This is a genomic window from Diplocloster agilis (assembly GCF_019042275.1).
In the GTDB taxonomy this organism is placed as follows: Bacteria; Bacillota; Clostridia; order Lachnospirales; family Lachnospiraceae; genus Diplocloster; species Diplocloster agilis.
This window is the reverse complement of record NZ_JAHQCW010000064.1, coordinates 1-22,151: the sequence shown is the minus strand read 5'-3', so window position 1 is coordinate 22,151 and position 22,151 is coordinate 1. Positions and strand designations below refer to the sequence as shown.

The window sequence follows — 22,151 nt, the reverse complement described above, 5'->3', positions numbered from 1 at the left end:
GGCGGACTTCACGTCCGACGGGCAAGAGCCTCTGAACCGGGAACACCTCAAGTGTTCCTGGTGAATAGGCTCGGTTCCTGAACCCGGCTTTTCGATTCCCCTTAGCGGATACCAGCGCTAGCCCTCCGCGCTCCCAGAGAGATACAAAAGAACCCGGCCGCCCGGAGCGTCCCCGCCCATCCGGGATCATCCCGGCCTTCCCCGCAGCTCTCTTCCCGACCCCTCTCAAAAAAAACAGAACCCATCCGGCCCACAGGCCGAAAGGGTTCTGTTCCACTGATTCACGAACTACGCACTAAACGATAATCTCTTCCAGGGACTCCAGCGCACATTTCACCATAAACTGTCCCAGTTCCATACTGGTTTCCACCGAATTCAGCGCAAACCACTCCGTATTCTCCTTCGTCCTCTCCAGATCCACATGGTCCGGATAAAGGGCGTACATCAGGCTGGACTCAAACTTACCGGCATGGTCAAATCCGCCGATCTTATGCTGGCACTTTGCACTCATAAGAGGAATCACTTTGATATAAGAGAACGGATCATCGCCTGAACCCAGATTCTCATAATAGTCGGCATAATCATTGCTGCCCCACCAGCCCTTGCCTCTGGTGTCCTCCATAAACTCCATCGTAACCTTCTTCGCGGCTTTATGGCAAGCCAGCGTCATAGGCATCAGCCCGGCTTCCTCCGTCTGATGATGGGCCACGCAATAAATATTTTTCACACCGCCATAAATCAGCGACTTCAGAATGCAATAGATATAATTCTCATAGGCATCCACATCCACATGGATCGTGCCTGTCTCGGGTCCGCCGACTGCATAACTGGCCACGCCGTACCAAATCGGCGGGCACACCACGATCTCTTTTGTCTTCTCCAGCTCTCTTAACACTCCGTTAATCACCATCGTATCCGTGCCGCAGCTGGCATGGAGCGCATGATACTCGATCGTCCCGATCGGAATAATAAACGGTACCTTCCGCTTCTTCGCGTCCTCCAGTTCCTTATAGAACATATCAACCATTTGCATCTTGATCCACTCCTTTCCTGCCCTGTCAGGCCTGCTTCAAGGGCCTGCTTAGAATTCCAGTTCGTACAGTTTTCCGATTTCCGGCGAGAGAACCTCACATCCGCTCTCGGTAACCGCGATTCCTTTTTCCCAGCGGACGCCAAACGTCTTGGTTGAGATAAATGTATCGATCTGGAACGTCATATTCGGCTGCAGCGCATAGTTAGAGATCGTCTCTACCCAGGGAGCTTCCACTTCGATCATACCGGTGCCATGCATCGGGCCGTAGACAAAGTTATCCTGGTAATTATTTTCCACATAATACTGATAAAAATTCTTTGCAATATCAGCGGCAATTACGCCGGCTTTGATCTGTTTCTGTGTCCATTTGTGGGCTTCCAGTCCGAACATCACCACATCTCTTCTGTTTCCTTCCAGTTTACCCAGAACGATGGGGTAACCGATGGAAGCGGAATAGCCGTCGATTTTCGCGGACAGGTTCAACTGTACGATGTCGCCCTTCTCGAATTTCCGGTAAGAAGAACGGGAGATAGCATGACGGGTGGACGCTTCGGAGAATACATACATCGGAAGACCTTCGTATTCCGCTCCGTTTTCATATACCACTCTCTCAGCCACACCGACCATCTGAAGCTCCGTCATTCCGGGACGGATCTCTTTGATGACCTGCTGGGTTGCCAGCTCTGCGATCCGGTAGCCTTCCTTCAGACAATTGATTTCATTTACGGATTTGATGGAACGAAGCTCTACCATCACATGATCCGCACGCACGATCTCAGCTTCCGGGAATGCAGCTTTGATGCCTTCCATAATGATTACGGAGGTATCCAGATAGCTGGCCACACCGATGCGAAGCTTGGAACCTGTGATTCCTAATGCTTTGAACACATCGTGATAGGTATCGGCCTGAAGCTCGGGATAAGCGGGATCTGCGCCTTCCCGGTATTCTTTTAATACGAAGATTTTATCAATTCTGGAACGGTCCGCAGCGAATTCACGGCTCTCCGGTCCTACCATCAGCGCAGCTTCGCCCGCCGGGTTGATCGCTACGCCGCAGCGCTCAAACAGCGGCCAGAATCCGGAAAAATAACGCGCGTTGGCGTAATCGGATTCGTTTGAATTTACAATCAGGGCGTCCAGCCCTTCCCTCTGCAGGATCTGTCCCGCTTTTTTTGCTCTCTCTTTGTACTCCTCAACGGGAATACAGATACTTCCATGTTCTGCCATAATTTTTTCCTCCAATTTTAATTACTTTGAGCATGCAGCGGCTTTTTTAGCCGCTTGCATGCGATGCTTAAGATTTCCTATATACACTGCCCGAAAGCGTCTGATATAGCTATTTCACTCAGTCACAACTGTAACCTGGAGTCGTATAAAACGCTACGGTCCGGGGCTCCGCCCTGCCATACTGTGCGACGACAGGCACGTCGCTTTCTAAGAGAATCGCGTACTGTTCACCAAAGGCCGCCGTATGCGCTCCAAAATCTTTTTCCTCGTTGGTTCTCAAACAGCGCACCCTCTCTGCCTCTACCGTGACCGGAATATTCCGTACCGGTTCCCGATCGGTATACAGAAGTGTAATGTTGATATGGGCATCCTCATTTCCCGTGTTCGTAATAATGATGGATTCATGTCCCGGGATACTGTTCACGCCTACCGGCGGAAGTTCCGCGTCGGGAAATACCCATACCTTCTGTCCATAACCCATGTTTCTCACCCTCATTTCTGTCTCTTAATTTATTTATTTGACCGCAAGCTTTCGCTGCGCTGGTCCCTTCTTTTTATCGTCCGTTATTCATAGTAAAATATCTGCTGCATGTCGTGGTAAAATTCACTGTCAGGAGTTATGGCGTATTTTATAAAGCACGGTCTCGTATGCTTCCACCACTCCTGGGTGATGCTGTCCTCCTCCATCAGGGCCATATCTTTATCATAATCGTCGCCGATGTATTCATAGTAAGAGAATACGCTGTCACCCTGTATAAAGATAGAGTAGTTTCTCAGGTTACATTTGTGGATCGTTTCCAGGACCCCGGGCCACGTGTTCGCGTGAAGCTCGATATATTCCTGGATCTTATCCGGCTTTAACTTCCCGATCTGACCGAATACCTGTCTTCGCATGCAATCTCTCCTTTTACGATCAATCCTTTTTGGAGAAAGAATCGATCAAAACAACAACGACCAAAATGATACCTTTCACTACCCACTGCCAGTACGTGTTGATTCCCATCAGAACCATAATATTGGATATCACCTGCAGGAACAAAGCGCCGATCACGATACCGACCACGCGTCCCCGGCCGCCGGTTAATGAGGTGCCGCCCAGCACGCAGATGGTCATGACATCAAACAGCAGGTTATCGCCCAGCGTCACGTTTCCGGACTGGGTCTTGGACGTAAGCCCCAGCGCTCCGATCGAAGTCAGGACTCCGCACATGACAAATGCCAGGATCGCTACAAAGTTGACATTCAGACCGGACAGTTTGGAAGCTTCCTTATTACCGCCTACTGCGAAGAAGCTGCGCCCGATCGCCGTATGCGCGGTAAACATATACAGGATAACGGCTACAACTGCCATCAGGATAACCGCATAAGGCACGATTCCCAGTTTTCCGAGAGCCATCTTGCCGAAGCTGTCGGGCAGGCCTGAGATCGGCAGGCCGTCGGAATATATGTAGTTGACACCTTTTAGCATATTCATGATAACAAGCGTCGCGATAAACGACGGCATTTTGCCGTATACCACGAGACAGCCGTTGATCACTCCCACCGCCGCGGACATGGCGACCACGATCAGGAAGGATACCCAGATGGGCAATCCGTAGTTTACCGTACAGCCGGCAAAAAAGATAGAGACCAGTCCGATGGTGGAGGAAATGGACATATCCATCTCCCCGATCAGGATTACGAAAAATTCTCCCATGGCAATGATGGCTACAAAGGATGCCTGTCGCAGCACATTCATGATATTGTTCGTGGTGCGGAAGTTACTGTTGAAACAGCACAAAATAAACAGTGCGATAAATAGAAATAAAATCATCCAGTCGGTCAGCAGAGCTTTTGCGCCGCCGCTGTATTTTTTTGATTTTGTCTTATAATCATTCATTTATGCGTTCACTCCTAACAAATTATTGATGATGACTTCCTGTGTCTTTCTTTCACCTTCCACAACATCCATAATTGCGCCTTCGTACATGATGTAGATCCGGTTGCACAGCCCGATCAGTTCTTCCATTTCCGGGGAAACCAGGATAACCGCTTTCTTTTGTTTCGTCAGCTCATGAATCAGCTGGTAAATCTCGAATTTTGCCCCGATGTCAATTCCGCGGGTCGGTTCATCCAGCAAAAAGATTTCCGTATCCCGCAGCAGCCATTTGGCAATAACGATTTTCTGCTGATTACCGCCGGACAGTTTCTTTACGTTCTGCCACAGGGAATAGTAGGCAAGATTCATCTTCTCATTGATCTCATAAGCGGCCTTTGATTCCGCCTCGTGATCCTGGAAGATTCCCATCTTCCGGAACAGCTTCATGGACGGCAGGGTCGTATTATCTTTGATGTCGAATTTCATATTCAATCCCAGCGTCCGCCGCTCATCAGGCACAAGCCCCATGCCGAGACGGATCGCCTGGAACGGCTTGCGGCAATGGACCGGTTTTCCCTTGACCAGCACTTCTCCGCTTACGATCTTATGGTTTCCGAAGATCGCCTGGACCAGCTCGGTTTTACCGGCTCCCAAAAGCCCCGCGAGGCCGACCACTTCTCCGGCCCGTACCTGCAGGCTGATATCCCGAAATGCCTTCGGCGCCGTTAAGTTCTTCACTTCCAGGATCACTTCACCCAGATCTTCGTTGACCGGGGGATAAACATTGGCCAGTTCCCGGCCGATAATCATCTTCACCAGCTGCCCGTTGTCGATGTCCTTCACTTTTCCGGAATTGATATAACGTCCGTCGCACAATACCGTGTAGGAATCGCAGCATTCGAACACCTCATTCAGACGGTGGGATATGTAGACGATACCGATTCCCTTTTGCTTCAGCAGGCCGATGATACGGAAAATATTTTCAATATCCTTTTCCTGCAGCACCGCCGTCAGCTCGTCGAATATGATGATCGAGGGATCGTCAAGCAGCGCTTTGGCCAGCTGGATAATCTGCCTCTCCGCCGTTCTCAAATGTTTGACCGGGATATGCAGATTGATGTCGCACTGAAGGAAATCCAGCATTTCCTGCGCGCGGCGGTCCAGGGCTTTCCAATCGATCAGCCCGTGTTTCTTCTCATAACGTCCTACAAATATATTTTCTACGCCGTTCATATCGCTCATCAGCGTGAACTCCTGATGAACGATGGCGATTCCTCTGCTTTGAGATTCCCGTACACTGTAGGATGGAATTTTGATCTGCTCGCCTTTGACGAACAGCTCGCCCTTGGTCATTCTGTTTTCACCGGTAATACACTTGGACAGGGTTGATTTTCCGGCTCCGTTTTCTCCGACCAGAGCGTGGCACTCGCCCGGCATCAGCGTAAAATTCACATCCGCCAGCGCTTTCACGCCGGGGAACTCCATCGTACAGTTCTTTATCTCAATCAAGGGTGTTACATCCGTTTTATTTTCGCCCATTTCGATAACTCCTTCCAAATTACAGCCATAACCACCCAAGGGCTTCCACGCCAGAACAGATAATTGCGTCATCCGGTGCCTCGGGATGTCTGATATTGTGAATCAGCCGTTTCAGCTCATGATAGGGGAACATGCAGCTGTTCACACCCGTCTCGTTTACCGGGTTGATATCAAAGAACATCTCTTTTACGATGTCGAAATCTTTTTCATTCAGATACAAGATTTCATCCAGCAATTGTTCCTTCTTTTCCGGATCCTGCTCTCTTTCATAGGCCAGCGCCGCCAGCACCATGTCATAGATCACCGCATTTCTTCGTTCCGCATTTTCCCACCGGTCAAAATGAGTAAGCCATGGATAGAGTTTTTCGTTCCGGCCGGCTTCCTGCTGCAGCATATGGATCTTCGCCATCAGGTTCTCATGGTTCGCCTTGGCCGCGAGAATAGCCGGAATGTCCTCCTGGGTCATCTTATTCTTCTGGAACGGGAAAGCCGTGGTGTACAGGGGAATCTGGCTTTCGTGAATGGTTATCATATTTTTCATCACATACAGGATGGTTTCTCCCAATGCGCCGAAGTTCAGCTCACAGGCCCTTTGATAGAATTCTTCCTCATCCATCGTGGAACCCCAGCCATAGTTGCCGTGGGCAAACAGGTGCATGAACAGTCCGTACCATTCAAACATGAATCCGTTAATGCCGTGTACACCCATTTCCACACTGCCCTTGTGCTGGCGGATATCGGTCTCGATGACCTGCTCATTGGTTTCATCCTCATAGCGGATCATATTGGACTTAAAGGTCCGGTACAGACGTCCCATGGTGGACGTGATGGAATTGGATTCCGTGTCTCTCGCCCAGATCCTGTCCCGGCCAAATGCGTCACACCATTTCGGGAATTCGGTTTCCGGCACATACAGGCCCGGCGCCCAGAACAGCATAATATCCTTCGGCATGGAGTCCACACACTCTTTTAAGAATGCCGGATCTTTCTCAAGGGGCGGCTGGCGGAATGCCCGGATGCCGATCACAGCCTGGGGATTGATCTCCCTCACCGCGTCGTAAATTTTCTGCAGAAGCCACATGTTTGCTTTGTGCTTCGCCTCACCGGGGGAGCTGCTGATCGCGTGCCAGCGTTTCTTGCACTCGTCGCATTCACAGTACCAGAATCCTTCCTCGCTCTCCTCCAGCGTATAACCGTCAAAGCCCAGTCTGGCGATCTGTCGCATGGATTCAATGATATAATCCACGGTTCCCGGATAGCTTAAGCACAGCGAATCGAAATCGTTCAGGAAACCGCTGGACTTGGGCGCTTTCATCCTCGCTTCCGGATGTTTGATGGAAAACGCGCCGTTATAGGAGTTCAGTCCCACATAGGCAAATATTTTGACCTCCAGCTTATGCGCCAGCCGGATAAATTTGTCCATATACGGTTCTTCCAGGTTCGGATGGGTATACCGCACGGTCAGCCATCTGCGGTTCTCCGCATTCCATATTTTGATGGGTACATCCCGGAACACAGTCTCGGGATAGTCCTCCATATCAAAAGGCCAGTATCCATACATGACCAGATTAAACTGATTGATTTTATTGTCCAGACAGATATTCAGATACTGTACCCAGTCCTCATATCCCCACAGCTGGCTGTCAAAACCGAATCTGCCGTAGCCCGCATACCAGGAAAAGGTCTGTGCAATAGCCCGCACCGGCAGGGATGGATAATCGGTAATCTGGCACAGCGGCAGCCGGTAAGCGCCGTCGCTTTCCTTTAACAGCATTTTCAAAGAAGTAACCGCATTAATAAAACCGGCCCTGTTTTCGTATTTTAAGATGATTTCTTCTTCCCGGATATCCAGATCATATCCCTGCTCCTTAAACAGTTCCGGCTGTTCCGCATTAAGCCCGTTAAGCGATAAAATAATATGTACCGGCATCTCGCCGTCGTCGCTGCCTTCTCCGACAGCAGTTTTTATTTCTTTATAATTCCACAGACGAAGTTCTGTTATTTCCAGCAATTCATTCAGATCGAGATTCTTTTCTTCAGAGTTCAGACAGATTTTATAAAATGGTCTCGTTGAGCCCTGTTTTTCTATCAAATGTTTTGGTTCCGGTAACAAATTGATCATTTATCGAACCCCCTGTTTTATTTTTTAAGTCTGCTTTAATTTCAATGTCTGTTTTCGCTTATAAAAGCCGGCGGGCAAAATTATCCCGCCGTCTTTTATTTTTTATATACCTATTAAATATTCAGAATCATTCTGCCGTTCTGATCAGCCAAGCCATCCCCAGTTCTTCCAGTCGTAATCTGCGATGTTGGAAGGTGTGATTGCTTCGGGTTCCGGAAGGTCATAGTTTTCCGGAAGGTCTTCTTTTAATACTAAAGCTTTATACATAGCGTCCGTTGCCTGATAGCCCAGAACTACCGGGTCCTGCAGTACTTCCGCCAGCCATTTGTCATTGTTTTCGGAGATCCAGGTCAATACGTCGATATCACCGGCGATACCAATGAATTTGGTCTCGTCTCTGCCCTGTGCCACTGCCGCATAATAAGCGCCGACTACTTCTGCATCATTATGTCCGCATACCACATCGATCACAGATTCTCTTTGCAGCACGTTTTCCATCAACGTCTGGGCGGAATCCCGGTTACCAGCGCCGGTGTCGCCTTCTTCAATAATCTTAGCGTTCGGATATTTTTCCAGAACCGCGCTCTTAAATCCGTCAAAACGGTCCTGAGATACCTGACCGGAGGTAGGACGGGAGATAAACAGGCATACCGGATCATCTTTTCCTAACGTATCCAGATATTTTACAGCCTCTTCTCCTGCTTTCTTACCGAGCGCCTTCATGTCATGGCCTACGAAGGTGGACCATACCACGTCACTGTCAGAGCTGGGCTCCTGGGCATAATCACCGATTACGAACGGGATTCCCTGGCCTGTCAGTTCTTTCATGGTCGGGATCGCGGAGGATGCGTCAGCCGGGAACAGGATAATACCATCGCTGCCTGCGCTTGCCATATTCTCCACGTTGGTCAGCATCGTCTGAACATCAGATCTGGAATCTTCAAAAGAAAATTCGAAGTTTACTCCGTACTCATCGCCGTGATCTGCCATCCACTGATTGCAGCCGTCGATCACGCCCTGATACCAGGTGTACGCGGTCAGCTCCATAATGGAGACGCCGATCTTATAGGTCTGCTTTTCCCCTGTGCTGTCTGCGGCCGGAGCCTGTGATTCTGCCGGTTTCGCGGATTCCGCAGGAGCTGCCGGTGCTGCGCTCTCTGCCGGAGCCTCCGCAGGTTTCTCAGAAGATCCACATGCTACCAGTCCCAGTGACATCGCTGCTACCATGAGTAATGCTAGTGCTTTTTTCATAAAACAAAACCCTCCTTTAAAATTTTATGATAAAATGAGCAACCTCATTTATCATTCCCACTACCCTAAATACCGTTCTCTTGTTTCCCTCTGTCCTATATTTTAGTTGCTTTCCGCGGTCCAGTCAACATTTTCACTTCATTTTCACTTTAATTTAATTTAAACGTTTCACTTTACATTTAAACACTTATATGCTATAGTGTATGAAAGAATTCCGTTAGCGGAATTTCCTATTAAAAGTACGAAATAAGGCCTGAAAGGTTAAAGGGAGGATTGTCCATGGCTACGATAAAAGACGTGGCAAAGCTGGCTGATGTTTCCATTGCCACCGTATCGAATTATCTGAATCATACCAAGCCGGTTAGTAAGGAGGTTTCCCAGAGAATCAAGGAAGCTGTGGATGCCCTGCAATATTCCCAGAATCTCTCGGCGAAAAGTTTGAAATCAAATTTCTATAATGATATCGGAGTAATTCTGCCGAATCTGAACGATTCCTATTATGTACAGATGTTTCAGGGAATTGAGAATACATTTCAAAATACAGGATATTATGTCAATCTGTCATTTTCCTACGATATCCCGGACTACGAGCAGAATATCGTCCGCAACTTTTTGAAGAAACAGATCTGCGGCCTGATCCTGGTCTCCTGCCAGCCTGACAACTGGAAGTTTTACTATGATTATTTTACCTCCGACCAAAGGCCCCTGGTCCTGATCGACCGCAATATTCACAGCCTGGATGCAAACTTTGTCTCCTTCGACAATTTCTCGATCATAAAATACATGACCACCTATCTGTTAGATTACGGATATCGGAATATCTACCTGATGAGCGGTCCTTCCAAATTCGACTGCGAGGCCGACTGTATCAGCGGATTCCAGGAAGCCCTGAACCAATGCGGTTCCAAACCGGACCCGGCCTATCTGCTGAAAACCAATCTGAGCAAAGAGGACGCGTTTCGAAAAACGATACAGCTGTTAAAAAGGCATAAGCCCGACGCGATCATCGCCACATCGGAATCCATCGCCACAGGGATCATCGAGGCGTTTACGATCCTCGGCTACCGCACCGAAGATATCCCTGTGATAACGCTTGGGGAGGAGCACTGGAATCTTTATACCCATTCCATGACCAACGCGTCCGCCGCCAGGCCCGCCATCAAGCTGGGTCAGACCGCTTCCAACCTGCTGTTGGAACAGCTCAAATCTCCGTCCACCAAAGAAAATGAGAAAATCATTCTGCGGGACACGTCGCTCAACAAGCCCATGTCTCTCGTAAGAACGGTTACCGTTATGGACAAATCGGACAAAAAAAGAGAACCGCAGAAAACGGTCCGCATTCTCATGATGGATACCCCTCAGGTTCACTCTCTTCAGGGGTTGATCCGCAACTTTGAAAACAGGACGAATATCCACGCCGACATCACGATCCTGCCCCATCATTATTTATATGATAAGATATTGGAAAATCACAGCCAGGCTTTTGCCGGGGAAGACCCTTACGATGTGTTTATGTATGATATCCCGTGGCTGCCGGCCCTGGCCTCCGATCACATTCTGGAAGATATCACCCAGCAGCTAAAATCCATCGACCTGAATATCTTTCTGCCCGGCTGCCTGAAATATTACAGCAATTATAACCAGCATTATTACGGCATTCCTTTTATGTACGCGCCGCAGATCTTTTATTATAGAAAGGATCTGTTCGAAGATCCCGATTTGAAGGCCGCTTACGAAAAGCAGAACAATATCACACTGCGCCCGCCGCTTACCTTGAAGGAGTTTAATACGATCGCCGATTTCTTTACCAACAAATCGGACCGCATTGATTACGGAATCTCCGTCCCCGCCGCCTACGACGAATGCCTTGCCCCTGAGATTTATATGCGGCTGCGGGCCTATAACGGGAAGCTCTTTGATCATGACGGCAAAGTGTCTTTGGATTCCGCCCAATCCCTGAAAGCTTACATTCATTTTGTGCGCTCGGTCAAGGCGGCGAAGCCCAACTACCAGGAAGCCACGGATGTCAGCATCGTACAGGATTTCCTCCAGGGCGAGACAGCGATGTTGATCACTTATCCTTCCTTCCTGACCGATATCGTAGACCTGCGCCGGAGCAGCCTGGTGGGTTCCATCGGCTATCATCATATCCCCGGGCACTGTCCGCTCTTAGGCGGCTGGAGCATGGGAATCAGCGCGGTCTCCCGCCACAAGGAGGAAGCTTTCGAATTTTTGAAGTGGACCTGCGATGAACAGGTGGCCAACTACCTGACTCTCTTAGGAGGCCAGTCGGCCATCACTTCCACCTATACGAATGATGAGCTGGTCAAGCTCTATCCCTGGCTTCCGCTCTATCATTCCACCTACACCTATTGTAAACCTCCGATCCCGCCCCGGCTGAAGGGCAAGCGAATCGTATCTCAGAATGAGATCGATTCCATCGTCTGCAAATGGATCTACGAACTGCTGGAAGATAAGCTGGAGGTGCAGGACGTGATCACGAATACGCACCGGGAGCTGGAAGAGCTTTGTAAAAGGTTGTAGCGTGAGTTCATCCACGGGTTTGGGTATGCCCGCTGCTTCAGGACGGGAAGGACGCCGGTTTCCGGGGATGCTTTCGGCGGCCGGGATCTCTTGTGTCTCCTCCGGGCGCGCGGAGGGCTTGCGCTGGCATACGCTAAGTGGAATCGAAAGGCCGGGTTCAGGAACCGAGCCTATTCACCAGGAACACATGAGGTGTTCCCGGTTCAGAGGCTCTTGCCCGTCGGACGTGAAGTCCGCCGTGCATCCTGAACCCGGCCTTTCGATTCCACTAAGCGTATGCACAGCCGCCCTATGCGCGCCCGGAGGAGACACAAGAGATCCCGGCCGCCGAAAGCATCCCCGGAAACCGGCGTCCTCCCTGTCCTGAAGCAGCGGGCATACCCAAACCCGTGGATGAACAGCTATACGTTTTTAGTTTCTTTTTTATAGCTATGAGCACTTGCGGCTGTTTTAAGCCGCTTACGTGCGATGTATAAAAAATAGTCAACGAGGTTTTTTCGAGCGCTACTATTTTTATTTCGGTTCCTGGCCTCCGCTGTCCGGTTCAAAGGTTTTTCTTCCGAGGCGCACTTCTTCCATGATTTCCGTCATCTCCTCCGGGAGATATTCAAACAGGTAGTTTCTGCCGCCCTTGTATTTCTGGTGTATGACGCTTCGGATCTGTTCGTTGATCCGTTCGATGTCTTCCTTTAATCCCTGGGCCGACAGCCTTCCTGCCCCCTGCCCCAGAATGATCACCTGCTCCGTGGCATCGGATGTGGCAACTGTGACATGATATTTGCGTCCGATCCGGTGCACTGTTTTCTCGATGTATTGATCCGCGGTCTCCGCCTCCTTGGTATATACCACATAGATATTGTGGTATTTGGAGATCTCTCCCTGACCGCCTTCCACCTTGTATGCATCAAATACCAGTATCAGGGTATTTTTCAAAAAGCCCTGATAATTGCACAGAATATCCATCAGTTTATTCCTGGCGCTCTCGATGTTGACCTTTGCCAATTCCTTCAGATCATCCCAGGCAAATATAATATTATAGCCGTCTACCAGCAGGTATTCTTCCTCCGGACGTTTTGGTTTTGGCGCGTGGCTGCCGCCGGACTTGTACCGCTCCTCGACGCTTGCTCTCTTTATCGTTCTTCCGGAGGTTCTGGCCCAGCCGGGCGATTCTCTCTTTACCGGCCCGTAAGTCCGGGCGAAGATCTCCTCCAGCTCTTTTTCATCCGCCTGCGGCGATGCCTTGCTCCAGTCTGTATTCACAGAAGGCGCCGGATCTATTTTCTTCGGCTCCTGATCGAAGGAAACCCCACTCTCCACATGCATAAATTCCCGGACCTGGTCCCAGCCGACTACAAACCCGGCGCCGTGAGAACAAAATACGGAGCCCGTGGGATGATCCAGATCCTTCTCCGAATCATAGCCGATGGAATCGATCACCTCTTCGGCGTTATGGCAGGGTTCATATCCTTTTAACGTGCAGGACAGCCTCCCCCTTCCGCTGGTGTAAGCCGTCACCTCGGTCTGGTAATCCCTCATAGTGACCACCGGGCAGCTTCCGGTCAAAATGGACATGTCCCCATCCGTCTCAGGCCCGGAAAAAGTCCCGTACATCTTCGGAATATCGGACAGGGCCCGGCCCACCTTCTCGGCAGGAACCTCCAGGCGGTACTCATAGACCGGCTCCAGCAGCACGCAGTCGGCCATTTTCAATCCCTGGCGCACCGCACGGTAGGTGGCCTGCCGGAAGTCGCCTCCCTCGGTATGCTTCTGATGGGCCCGGCCCGCTGTCAGGGTAATCTTCATATCCGTAATCTGAGATCCGGTCAGGACACCGATATGTTCCTTTTCCTCCAAGTGCGTCAAAATCAGTCGCTGCCAGTTTCTGTCCAGCACGTCCTCACTGCAGGACGTATCAAACGTAAGGCCGCTCCCCGGTTCACCCGGCTCCAGCAAAAGGTGTACCTCCGCATAATGGCGCAGCGGTTCAAAATGCCCCACTCCCTCTGCCGGGCTTTGGATGGTCTCCTTATAAACGATACTCCCGGAACCGAATTCCACATCGATAGCAAACCGTTCCCGGATCAGGCTCTTTAAGATTTCGATCTGCACCTCTCCCATCACCTGGGCATGGATCTCGCCCGCAGACTCCACCCACACCATATGAAGCTCCGGTATCTCTTCCTCCAGCATCTTAAGCTTTAAAAATGCCGTATGCACATCGCACTCCGGCGGCAGCTGGATCTGATAGGTCAACACCGGTTCCAGCACCGGGATCTCCGCCTCCGTCTCTATTCCCAAACCTTCCCCGGAAAACGTCTTCGTAAGGCCAGTGACCGCGCACACAGTCCCGGCCGCAGCCTCCTGTACCGCCTGGTACTGCGAACCGGAATAGATGCGGATCTGATCCACTTTCTCTTCCCAGGCTTCCCCCTTCTGCCCGGAGAGCAATGTTTTCACCTTAAGGCTTCCGCCGGTTATCTTCATATAGGTCAGCCGGTTGCCCTGCTCATCCCTGGCTATCTTATAGACCCTGGCGCCGAATTCCTCCTGATACCGCGGACAGTCGCAATACCTCGCCAGCCCGTCCAGAAACTCTTCCACCCCGTTAAGCTTCAGGGCAGACCCGTAATAGCAGGGAAATACCTTTCTATCGCGTATCAGCCGTCTGATATCCTCCTGCCCGATTCCGCCGGTCTCCAGATAAGTTTCCAACAGTCTCTCATCACACATGGCCAGATTTTCCAGAAAAGTATCCGAATCCTGGTCTTTTCCAAAATACAGGCACCTCTCATCCAGCCTGTTTTTCAGCTCCTGCTGTAATTCCTGACGGTCGGTCCCCGGCTGATCCATTTTATTGATCCAGAAAAATACCGGTATCCGATAGCGTTTCAGCAGCCGCCACAGCGTCTGTACATGTCCCTGCACGCCGTCCGCCCCGCTGATCACCAGGATCGCGTAATCGAGTACCTGCAAGGTCCGCTCCATCTCCGCGGAAAAATCCACATGTCCCGGCGTGTCCAGAAGCGTGGCGCAGATATCCCCCAGCATGAATTCCGCCTGTTTGGAAAAAATCGTAATCCCTCTGGCACGCTCCAGCGCGAAGGTGTCCAGAAACGCGTCCTGGTGATCCACCCTTCCAAATTTGCGGATACTGCCGGTCAGATACAAAATACTCTCGGCCAGCGTGGTCTTGCCCGCATCCACGTGTGCCAGCAGACCAATACTAACATATTCTTTGGGTTTATTCTCTGGTGTGTTCTCCATCGAAAATACCTCTTTCTCTGTTTTATAATAAGCTCATTTGCCAAAATTTTGCTTTGCCCATTACCTTTTTGAAGAACACGAGATTCAGCACTTTCGGCACATTGATTCCTGTATCCGGCATATCCACCGATATCAATTTCTAAATCCAATGATCCTCTATTTCTTCTTTCAGCGTACAAAACATATCATAAAAATTTTCTTTGGCCTGTGCAACAATTTCATACGCAATCTTGCGAATATAAGAATGCGCAACATTATTCCGCTCCTGCAATGCACGAAGCCAGAGATCTTCATCTTTTATCATTCCTGCTTTATATGCAGTTTTCAAAATAATTTTAGGCGAACCGGTCGCCCCCTCTTCATAGCCGTGAACTTCCAATATTTCTTTCATCATCTTCCAAGACTGCTCAAAGCATAGCTCGTATAGTCCTACAAGCCCTGTCAAAACAACACTGTCATACGGTTCTTTATAATTGTAAATCTCCTTCATATTTGATAAGGAAGCGCAAAAGTTTTCATACTTTTTCATAGAGCACCCTCCCATCCTTTCTGATAGAATCTTGCAGCTCTTGCTGAATATCTCTGTCCAAATTAACGATGTCATACTTTAAGAGCGTTGAAGTTTCTTCATTCACATCCAACGCAAAACGTTCAAAATCACCTCCCGACACTGCTAAATCGATATCACTGGTTTCTCTAAAATCTCCGCGCGCACGGGAACCAAATAAAATTATCTTTCTGATACCATATTCCTGCGCCAGTTTCCTGATTTCTTCAATGACCTGCTGTTTAATTCCTGTTCCATCCATAATCTCTCTCCAATATTTAACCGAAATATTGCTATATCAATAGCTGCTTCCATTCTGATTATATTTTCGAAGCGCCTCTTCCGTGAGAAACTGACCGGCATTATCCTTTGTAATCTCAGCATATGGAAGGTAAATATATTTATCGTTCTCAAATTCCATATCTTCCATTCCTTCTCCTGTGGCCAGGGCAACCGCCAGCTCTGCCATTGCCGCCGCCTGTCCTTCTTTATCGTTATATACGGTTCCGGAGAGCTTATCATCAAGGACAGCTTCCAATCCCACCTGCGTGCCGTCTATTCCGAAAAACACAGGGTAGGCCGACTCGGTTAAATTTGTTTTCTCATAGGCATCGATGGCTCCAAGAGCCATATCGTCATTATTGGCCAGGACAAGCTCTATCTTATTCTGATACTGGGCCAGCATCTGTTCCATTCGGTTCTGGGCCTGGGCCCGATTCCAATTCGCAATCCCGTTACCTAATTTTTCGAGCACGATCCCCTTATTTTTTAAAGTTTCCACCGCATTTTCCGTGCGGATGATCGCATCCTGATGGCCGGGCTCCCCTTCCAGTACCACATATTGGATCTTACCGTCCCGGTTACGGTCGATCCTGCTGTTAGAGAGGATCGCCTCTGCCGCCAGCTCCCCCTGCATGACTCCTGATTGCTTTGCGTCCGCGCCCACATAGTAAAGCGCGTCCCACTGCATCATATCCTCTTTGACAGGCTCCCGGTTAAAAAATATAATCGGCACATTATGATTCCTGGCAATATCGATGATTTCCGACGGGTCCGCCCGCTCCACCAGGTTCACGCAGAGCACATTACACCCTGCGTCGATCAGCTCCTTTACCTGGTCATTCTGAGTCCGCTGCGAACCGGCCGCATCCCGGATGGTCACCGGTGTCATGGAATGGCCGCTTCCGAAAGTGTCCAGCTGTTCTTTAAAACTGACAAGCAGCTCATTGAGAAATGTATCACTTTGATTATAGTATGTCACTCCCACATGAATCTGATCCGGCGAAGCCGGCCGCTCTCTTCCACAGGCGCATAAGGAAAACATAGCCATACTTAAAAGGATTCCTGTCATCAAAATTCTTAAATATTTCATTCTCTACCTCTGCTTTTGTTCCGATCCTCAAACCGTTTCTACTGACTCATTGTAAAAATGATTTCCTGGTTTTCTTTCGTAAACAGCGTCTCCCTGCGAAGCACCGTATGGGAAACCGCTTTATCCTGCACTTTATGGAAAAACCGCCTGAGGCTTTCCGATATCTCCGTCAGGCTTTGATACCCGATATTAAATTCATCGGGCACCACCAGGCACTTCACATTTCCCGTGTCCAGATAATAGACCGCTTCTGTAGAATGTCCGATTCCGTACACAATGGCTCCGTGCAGATTATTGGCTGCCGCCTCTTCCCCGGCCGCCGTCAGGCTGTTATTATCCAGAGCGGCCACAAAATTCACCTCGGGCTGGTCCGCAGGCAGATTCTCTTTTGGTTCCCCGGAGCGATTGGTTACCGACCAGAGAATCTGAATCCCCGTATTTAAAAGCCTGTCCCGAAACCCCTTTTCCCGGTTCATCACAGACTCCAGCTCACCGGTTTCTGACACAATGCCTATGGTCTTCCCCTCTACACTATTGTTATAGTCTTTGAGCAATTCTTCCGCCAGGGCTGTACCCATGGCATAATTATCGGATTCCGTAACAGGAAGCGCGGACAAGCTTCTGTCTTTTGATGCCGTAGATCCCACCAGCATCACCGGGATCCTTTTTTCAAATTTTTTTAGCATTTCCTCCGCGCCTTCCTCCGGCACAGGCCGCACGATAACCGCATCCGCCCCATTACTGATTTCCCATTCGATGAGACTCTTTTCTTCCTCAACCGTCAGTGTTTCTCCCGTATTGGCTATGTAAACTTCGATTCCCTGATCTTCCGCCGCCATCTTCAAGCCATATTTAAACGCGGCCCACTGCGTATCATCCGAATTCTGAATGATCACGGATACCTTAACCATATCTTGTCCGTTTTTTCCCTGCAGCATCAAAACCACCGCCGCAAGAACCAGGACCGCTAACACTGCTTCCAGCAGAATGACTACTTTTTTTCCAGTCTTCATCTTTTATTTACCCTGTATTTTCTTATCGATCATTTCTTCCCGGCTGAACATATTGCCCTTTTCAAGTATCTTTCTGTTTTCTTCCGTATAGGGAACCGCCGGGATGCAGACGGAAACCGTGGTTCCCTGGTCCGGCTCGCTCTCCACAATCAAGCCGTATTCTTTGCCAAAAACAATCTGAATACGATGGTTGACATTCACAAGTCCAACGCCGGAACCATGTTTGTGAACCCGGTTGCTGTCCGTCAGCAGCAGGCTTACTTCCTCCTCCGACATTCCCATTCCGTTATCCGCCACCGCTAAAATGATCTTATCCTCCTCAAGCCTTCCGGTCACCGTTATCTCAGCACAGTCATCCATGCCGTTCACTCCGTAGTTTATCGCATTTTCCAGGATAGGCTGCAAAATCAATTTTACGGTACAGTAGGAACAGATCGCCGGGTCCACTTGGAAATCAATGGAAAACGCATTTTTATAACGAATCTTCTGTATGTTCATATAGCTTTCCGCGTGCTGCAGTTCTTCGCTCACACTGATAATGGTGCGGCCTTTGGAAAGGCTGATCCTAAAAAGCTTGGCCAGCTGCGAGATCATAAATACGGCCTCGTCGTTTCGTTCCCCCTCCACCATCCACGTTATAGACTCTAATGCGTTGTACAAAAAGTGGGGATTAATCTGACTCTGCAGCGCATCCAGTTCACTTTTTCTTCTCTCCGTCTGTTCCAGGATAATTTCCCTCATAAGGATATCGATCTGTTCGTAGGATTTTTGTATGGACTGCGCCAGATGTCTGATTTCCTGGGAACCTCCGATGTAAATCTCCGGCTTTTCCCCCGCTTCGTATTCCATTACGGAATGATTCAATTTCAAAATAGGATTCGAAATCTTGACAGATACAAGGCGGTTGACGATCACAAGCATCAGCGCCATAAAAAACATAAGGCCGGCTATAAAATACCGGATATTGACCATGCCAAGGTTAAATGTGGAATAAGGGATTACCCCGACCAGCTTCCACCCGGTATAGCTGATTGTATTGACAATCACCTTCCGGTGCTCTCCCTCAAAGACCTCATCATAGATGCCATCCTTATATTTCGCCGCCACCTCACTATTTTCACTGCTGATACCGTCACTGATCTGTATCTGACGCATGTGATAGATGATTTGTCCGTTGCTGTCACACAGATAATAATACTGCCCGTTATTCAGCGTATTGATCTGCTTCATCATCCGAGAAATATTGGAATAATCCATATCCACAAGAAGGACTCCCAACTGAGAATCCCCGTTATTGGTAAGCTCTACCACACGGCTTAAGGAGATCACCCAATAATACCGGAACGTAGAGTCATTAAACAGATTTTGAATATGCGGCGTGGAAAAATGCATGTTTTCCATTTCGGCCCTGGCCTGTTTGTACCAGTCCTGGCTGGTGACATTGGGATCTTCCTTCTGTGATGCGACCGGTTCCGCCGCCAGCAGGCTTCCATAGTTATTATATAAGGCAATGCTCCGCAGATTATCCCTGTTCGCTTCATACAAAAGATTCATCCCCTGCTGGATGTCGTTATCTTTATTGGATATATCCGTCTCCTTGATTACATTATAATAGACCGCATCCGAGATCTGTCTCATACTGAGCAGATAATCTTCCAGGTTTTCCCCGGCCTGTTCCATCAGCTTCTGGCTGCTCTGTATGATTTCCTGCCGGGATGAGGCGGAGAAACGGATATACATTGCAATTCCCACAATCAGCATGGTTGAAATGGCAATCATGGAAAATGCAAACATAATCGTTGACTGTATCCCTCTGGGATTTACCCTTTTCAAATGCCTAAAATACTTTTTTTTCACTCTTTTGTATGCTCCGTCCTGTATTTGGAAGGCGATACGCCAAACCGCCTTTTAAATACATAGCTGAAATAATTGGGATCCGTATAACCTACATTCCTTGCTATCATATAACTTTTTTCATTTGTTTCGATCAGCTGCCGGGATGCCTGGTCCGTGCGGTAATCCGTCAGATAGCCGATAAAGGAATTCCCCGTTTCCTTCTTAAAAATAGTTGAAAAATAAGAATTCGACAAACCCAAAACCTCGCAGATACTATCCAGCGACAGATCCTCATCCGAATAGTTATTGCGGACGTACTCTTTCGCCTTATCCACAAACGATTTTGTCGACCGGCTCCGGGCGCTGGTTAATTTTTCATGGAAGGAAAGACCGATATCAACCAGCCATTTTCGCAGCCCATTCGGTTCCAGGTCAAGAAGGCTGTTATACAGCTTTCTCATATCCTCTGAGAATTCTTCCATGACAATCTCATTGTTCATGCAAAACTTATATAATTCGCTGATAAGTTCCATAATGGCAATATGGTGCTGCTGCAAAGACAGGGAAGAGGAAAATATATGGTCCAGATACTTATCGACCGCCTCAATAATATCCGACGCGGAGTTCAGACGAATGGTTCGAAACAAATATGATAATTCCGCGTCATTGCTTACCCCGGATTTGCTGATCTCCTGCGGCGCGATCTCTTTAATATTGATCGCTCTGGAGGTGCCGTAGATGACACGATAGGAGACAGCCTCCCTCGCGCCGGTATAAGATTGTGACAATTGAAGGATATCTCCGCAGACCTGACCGATACCCACCGTGACAATAGCGCCAATGATCCGGTAGGCATATTTGCAAAACCGGTCACATTCATCGGTCAATTCGGAGATTTCATTTTCATTCTTCAGCTGCACAATCAAAACAGTATTCCCCAGATAGGAAAAACATTTCGCCTGCCACTTTTCCCCCAGACGTTCCTGCGCCTGTTTCTGAACGGACATGGACAAAAGCAGAGGATTCATCTCCTTTGGGATTTGGCTCGGTGACGCATAAATGACCAAACAGCAAAAGAACGGCCCCGCAAGTGAAATCTGATAATTGGAAAGATAAGCGGAAACTTCATCCTCACGGATCCTTCCTTCTATCAGAGTGGAATAAAAGTTCGCCTGCAGGAGCGGCAGCGACTCCATATAATACTTCTGCAGTGTCTCCACATTCCGCTTTTCACTTATCTCCTGATCCAGCTTTATCTTCAACTGTGTAAACACATTCATCAGTTCCACAGAATTCACCGGTTTCAGAATATATTCTCCGATATCCAGGTGTATGGCCTCTTTGGCATATTCGAACTCATCGAATCCGGTAAAAATCAAAATCTTGGTTGCCGGATAATCCGCCTTGATATGATTCGACAGCTCCAGGCCGTCCATGTAAGGCATTTTGATATCCGTCATAACCACATCCGGCTGAAATTCTTCCACCATCTCCAGCGCCTTCACGCCATTGTTGGCATACCCCACCACGGAAAAGCCCAGCCCTTCCCAATTGATTTTTTTCATAATGACCTGGATTACTTCTTCCTCATCATCCACCAAAAGTACCGTATAAGCGCCCATATCTTCCCCCCAATATGTATTTCCGGCCTGCTGTAAATATTATAACAAATGCAGGCAGCTTTGGGAAGGGGCGGCTGCTTGGGGAAGGGCCGGCTGATTTGAGGAGGGCCGGGGTGAACGGGAGGGCGGAGGGCCTTTGGAAACCGGGCGGCAAATAACGCGGGGCCAAAGCACTTCGGCCGGACCTAAGAACGGGTAACTCCGAAGGCGGGAGAACCTCTTATTGGCAGGGCCCGGAACAAACTCGCCAAAGGACGGCTCGGACAGTGTTCCAGGCCCTGCGAGGTTCTCCCGCCTTCTGCGTAACCCGTTCTAAGGCCCGGTCTCAAGTGCTTTGGCCCCGCGTTATTTGCCGCCCGGTTTCCAAAGGCCCTCCGCCCTCCCGCTCACCCCTACTTTACAGAAGGCTTTTTTTAGCTGGTTTGAGTGGCCGGTGTTATTTTGTAGCGTTCAGTTATTGTTTTTTTACTTTTTGAATGTGTAATTGAATAGAGGATTCCGATAAGGGCGAAGCCTCACAGCAGCCGGGGCGGTTCTTCCCCGGGTTGGGGCAGGACCGTCGGCTGGGACGGGGGCAAGGGCGGTATTCGGGGAGGCTCCCGGCGGCCGGGTTCTTTTGTGCCTCCCCGGGAGCGCGGAGGGCTTGCGGGGAGGGCTTGCGCTGGCAGCCGCTAAGTGGAATCGGAAAGCCGGGGGTAGGATGACCGGCGGACTTTGCGTCCGACGGGCAAGAGCCTCTGAACCGCGGGCTGTTGCACTGACTTAGCGTTCTTCCACGGGGCACTATGCCCGCTGCTTAGGACTTGAAACCGTGGGCGGTATCTGGGGACGCTCCGGGCGGCCGGGTTCTTTTGTATCTCCCTGGGGGCGCATAGGGCGGCTGTGAATACGCTTAGTGAAATCGGAAAGCCGGGTTCAGGATG

General features: G+C 49.4%; 16 protein-coding genes. 1 reads left to right on the top strand and 15 read right to left on the bottom strand.

Annotation, left to right across the window (positions count from 1 at the left end; genetic code table 11):
- Positions 1-295: 295 nt before the first annotated feature.
- From KTH89_RS23610 to KTH89_RS23575, 8 genes are all read right to left on the bottom strand, one after another.
- Positions 296-1,033 (bottom strand): creatininase family protein, encoded by a 738-nt coding sequence (locus tag KTH89_RS23610; protein ID WP_238723344.1) that lies wholly within the window; start codon positions 1,031-1,033, stop codon positions 296-298.
- 48 nt (positions 1,034-1,081) lie between these two features.
- Positions 1,082-2,260, bottom strand: a complete 1,179-nt coding sequence (locus KTH89_RS23605; protein WP_158345349.1) for a M24 family metallopeptidase — start codon at positions 2,258-2,260, stop codon at positions 1,082-1,084.
- A gap of 118 nt (positions 2,261-2,378) precedes the next feature.
- On the bottom strand, positions 2,379-2,741 hold the full coding sequence (locus KTH89_RS23600; RefSeq protein ID WP_238723343.1) for a sensory rhodopsin transducer: 363 nt from the start codon (positions 2,739-2,741) through the stop codon (positions 2,379-2,381).
- Between the two features lie 83 nt (positions 2,742-2,824).
- On the bottom strand, positions 2,825-3,154 hold the full coding sequence (locus KTH89_RS23595; protein ID WP_158345347.1) for an L-rhamnose mutarotase: 330 nt from the start codon (positions 3,152-3,154) through the stop codon (positions 2,825-2,827).
- 19 nt (positions 3,155-3,173) lie between these two features.
- Positions 3,174-4,139, bottom strand: coding sequence for an ABC transporter permease (locus KTH89_RS23590; protein ID WP_158345346.1), 966 nt, complete (start codon positions 4,137-4,139; stop codon positions 3,174-3,176).
- Positions 4,140-5,657: a sugar ABC transporter ATP-binding protein gene (locus KTH89_RS23585; RefSeq protein ID WP_238723342.1), complete on the bottom strand. Its 1,518-nt coding sequence runs from the start codon at positions 5,655-5,657 to the stop codon at positions 4,140-4,142.
- Between the two features lie 19 nt (positions 5,658-5,676).
- Positions 5,677-7,779 (bottom strand): glycoside hydrolase family 20 zincin-like fold domain-containing protein, encoded by a 2,103-nt coding sequence (locus KTH89_RS23580; protein ID WP_158345344.1) that lies wholly within the window; start codon positions 7,777-7,779, stop codon positions 5,677-5,679.
- A 144-nt stretch (positions 7,780-7,923) separates the two neighbouring features.
- Positions 7,924-9,030: a sugar ABC transporter substrate-binding protein gene (locus tag KTH89_RS23575; protein WP_238723341.1), complete on the bottom strand. Its 1,107-nt coding sequence runs from the start codon at positions 9,028-9,030 to the stop codon at positions 7,924-7,926.
- A gap of 279 nt (positions 9,031-9,309) precedes the next feature.
- Between KTH89_RS23575 and KTH89_RS23570 the strand changes: the two genes are divergently transcribed.
- On the top strand, positions 9,310-11,574 hold the full coding sequence (locus KTH89_RS23570) for an extracellular solute-binding protein (protein ID WP_238723340.1): 2,265 nt from the start codon (positions 9,310-9,312) through the stop codon (positions 11,572-11,574).
- Positions 11,575-12,087: 513 nt separating this feature from the next.
- Here KTH89_RS23570 and KTH89_RS23565 read toward each other — a convergent pair.
- The 7 genes from KTH89_RS23565 to KTH89_RS23535 all read right to left on the bottom strand — a co-directional run bounded on the left by KTH89_RS23565 (position 12,088) and on the right by KTH89_RS23535 (position 21,228).
- Complete coding sequence (locus KTH89_RS23565; protein WP_238723339.1) at positions 12,088-14,838, bottom strand: translation factor GTPase family protein; 2,751 nt, start codon at positions 14,836-14,838, stop codon at positions 12,088-12,090.
- 139 nt (positions 14,839-14,977) lie between these two features.
- Positions 14,978-15,367 (bottom strand): HI0074 family nucleotidyltransferase substrate-binding subunit, encoded by a 390-nt coding sequence (locus tag KTH89_RS23560; RefSeq protein ID WP_238723338.1) that lies wholly within the window; start codon positions 15,365-15,367, stop codon positions 14,978-14,980.
- Positions 15,354-15,647, bottom strand: a complete 294-nt coding sequence (locus tag KTH89_RS23555; RefSeq protein ID WP_158345339.1) for a nucleotidyltransferase family protein — start codon at positions 15,645-15,647, stop codon at positions 15,354-15,356. Before KTH89_RS23555 ends, KTH89_RS23560 begins: the two co-directional genes overlap by 14 nt.
- A gap of 36 nt (positions 15,648-15,683) precedes the next feature.
- On the bottom strand, positions 15,684-16,757 hold the full coding sequence (locus KTH89_RS23550; RefSeq protein ID WP_158345338.1) for a galactose ABC transporter substrate-binding protein: 1,074 nt from the start codon (positions 16,755-16,757) through the stop codon (positions 15,684-15,686).
- Positions 16,758-16,795: 38 nt separating this feature from the next.
- The gene (locus KTH89_RS23545) at positions 16,796-17,770 is read right to left on the bottom strand and encodes a sugar ABC transporter substrate-binding protein (protein ID WP_238723337.1); all 975 of its coding nucleotides are present in this window, start codon (positions 17,768-17,770) and stop codon (positions 16,796-16,798) included.
- Between the two features lie 3 nt (positions 17,771-17,773).
- Positions 17,774-19,627, bottom strand: coding sequence for a cache domain-containing sensor histidine kinase (locus tag KTH89_RS23540; RefSeq protein WP_238723335.1), 1,854 nt, complete (start codon positions 19,625-19,627; stop codon positions 17,774-17,776).
- A complete protein-coding gene (locus tag KTH89_RS23535; RefSeq protein ID WP_238723334.1) occupies positions 19,624-21,228 on the bottom strand; it encodes a response regulator in 1,605 nt (534 codons plus the stop codon). The genes KTH89_RS23540 and KTH89_RS23535 overlap by 4 nt, the downstream gene beginning before the upstream one ends.
- Positions 21,229-22,151 lie beyond the last annotated feature (923 nt).

Coding starts and splice junctions, on each gene's coding strand:
- KTH89_RS23610 (WP_238723344.1), bottom strand. CDS start 1,033: ATGCAAATGGTTGATATGTTCTATAAGGAACTGGAGGACGCGAAGAAG.
- KTH89_RS23605 (WP_158345349.1), bottom strand. CDS start 2,260: ATGGCAGAACATGGAAGTATCTGTATTCCCGTTGAGGAGTACAAAGAG.
- KTH89_RS23600 (WP_238723343.1), bottom strand. CDS start 2,741: ATGGGTTATGGACAGAAGGTATGGGTATTTCCCGACGCGGAACTTCCG.
- KTH89_RS23595 (WP_158345347.1), bottom strand. CDS start 3,154: ATGCGAAGACAGGTATTCGGTCAGATCGGGAAGTTAAAGCCGGATAAG.
- KTH89_RS23590 (WP_158345346.1), bottom strand. CDS start 4,139: ATGAATGATTATAAGACAAAATCAAAAAAATACAGCGGCGGCGCAAAA.
- KTH89_RS23585 (WP_238723342.1), bottom strand. CDS start 5,657: ATGGGCGAAAATAAAACGGATGTAACACCCTTGATTGAGATAAAGAAC.
- KTH89_RS23580 (WP_158345344.1), bottom strand. CDS start 7,779: ATGATCAATTTGTTACCGGAACCAAAACATTTGATAGAAAAACAGGGC.
- KTH89_RS23575 (WP_238723341.1), bottom strand. CDS start 9,030: ATGAAAAAAGCACTAGCATTACTCATGGTAGCAGCGATGTCACTGGGA.
- KTH89_RS23570 (WP_238723340.1), top strand. CDS start 9,310: ATGGCTACGATAAAAGACGTGGCAAAGCTGGCTGATGTTTCCATTGCC.
- KTH89_RS23565 (WP_238723339.1), bottom strand. CDS start 14,838: ATGGAGAACACACCAGAGAATAAACCCAAAGAATATGTTAGTATTGGT.
- KTH89_RS23560 (WP_238723338.1), bottom strand. CDS start 15,367: ATGAAAAAGTATGAAAACTTTTGCGCTTCCTTATCAAATATGAAGGAG.
- KTH89_RS23555 (WP_158345339.1), bottom strand. CDS start 15,647: ATGGATGGAACAGGAATTAAACAGCAGGTCATTGAAGAAATCAGGAAA.
- KTH89_RS23550 (WP_158345338.1), bottom strand. CDS start 16,757: ATGAAATATTTAAGAATTTTGATGACAGGAATCCTTTTAAGTATGGCT.
- KTH89_RS23545 (WP_238723337.1), bottom strand. CDS start 17,770: ATGAAGACTGGAAAAAAAGTAGTCATTCTGCTGGAAGCAGTGTTAGCG.
- KTH89_RS23535 (WP_238723334.1), bottom strand. CDS start 21,228: ATGGGCGCTTATACGGTACTTTTGGTGGATGATGAGGAAGAAGTAATC.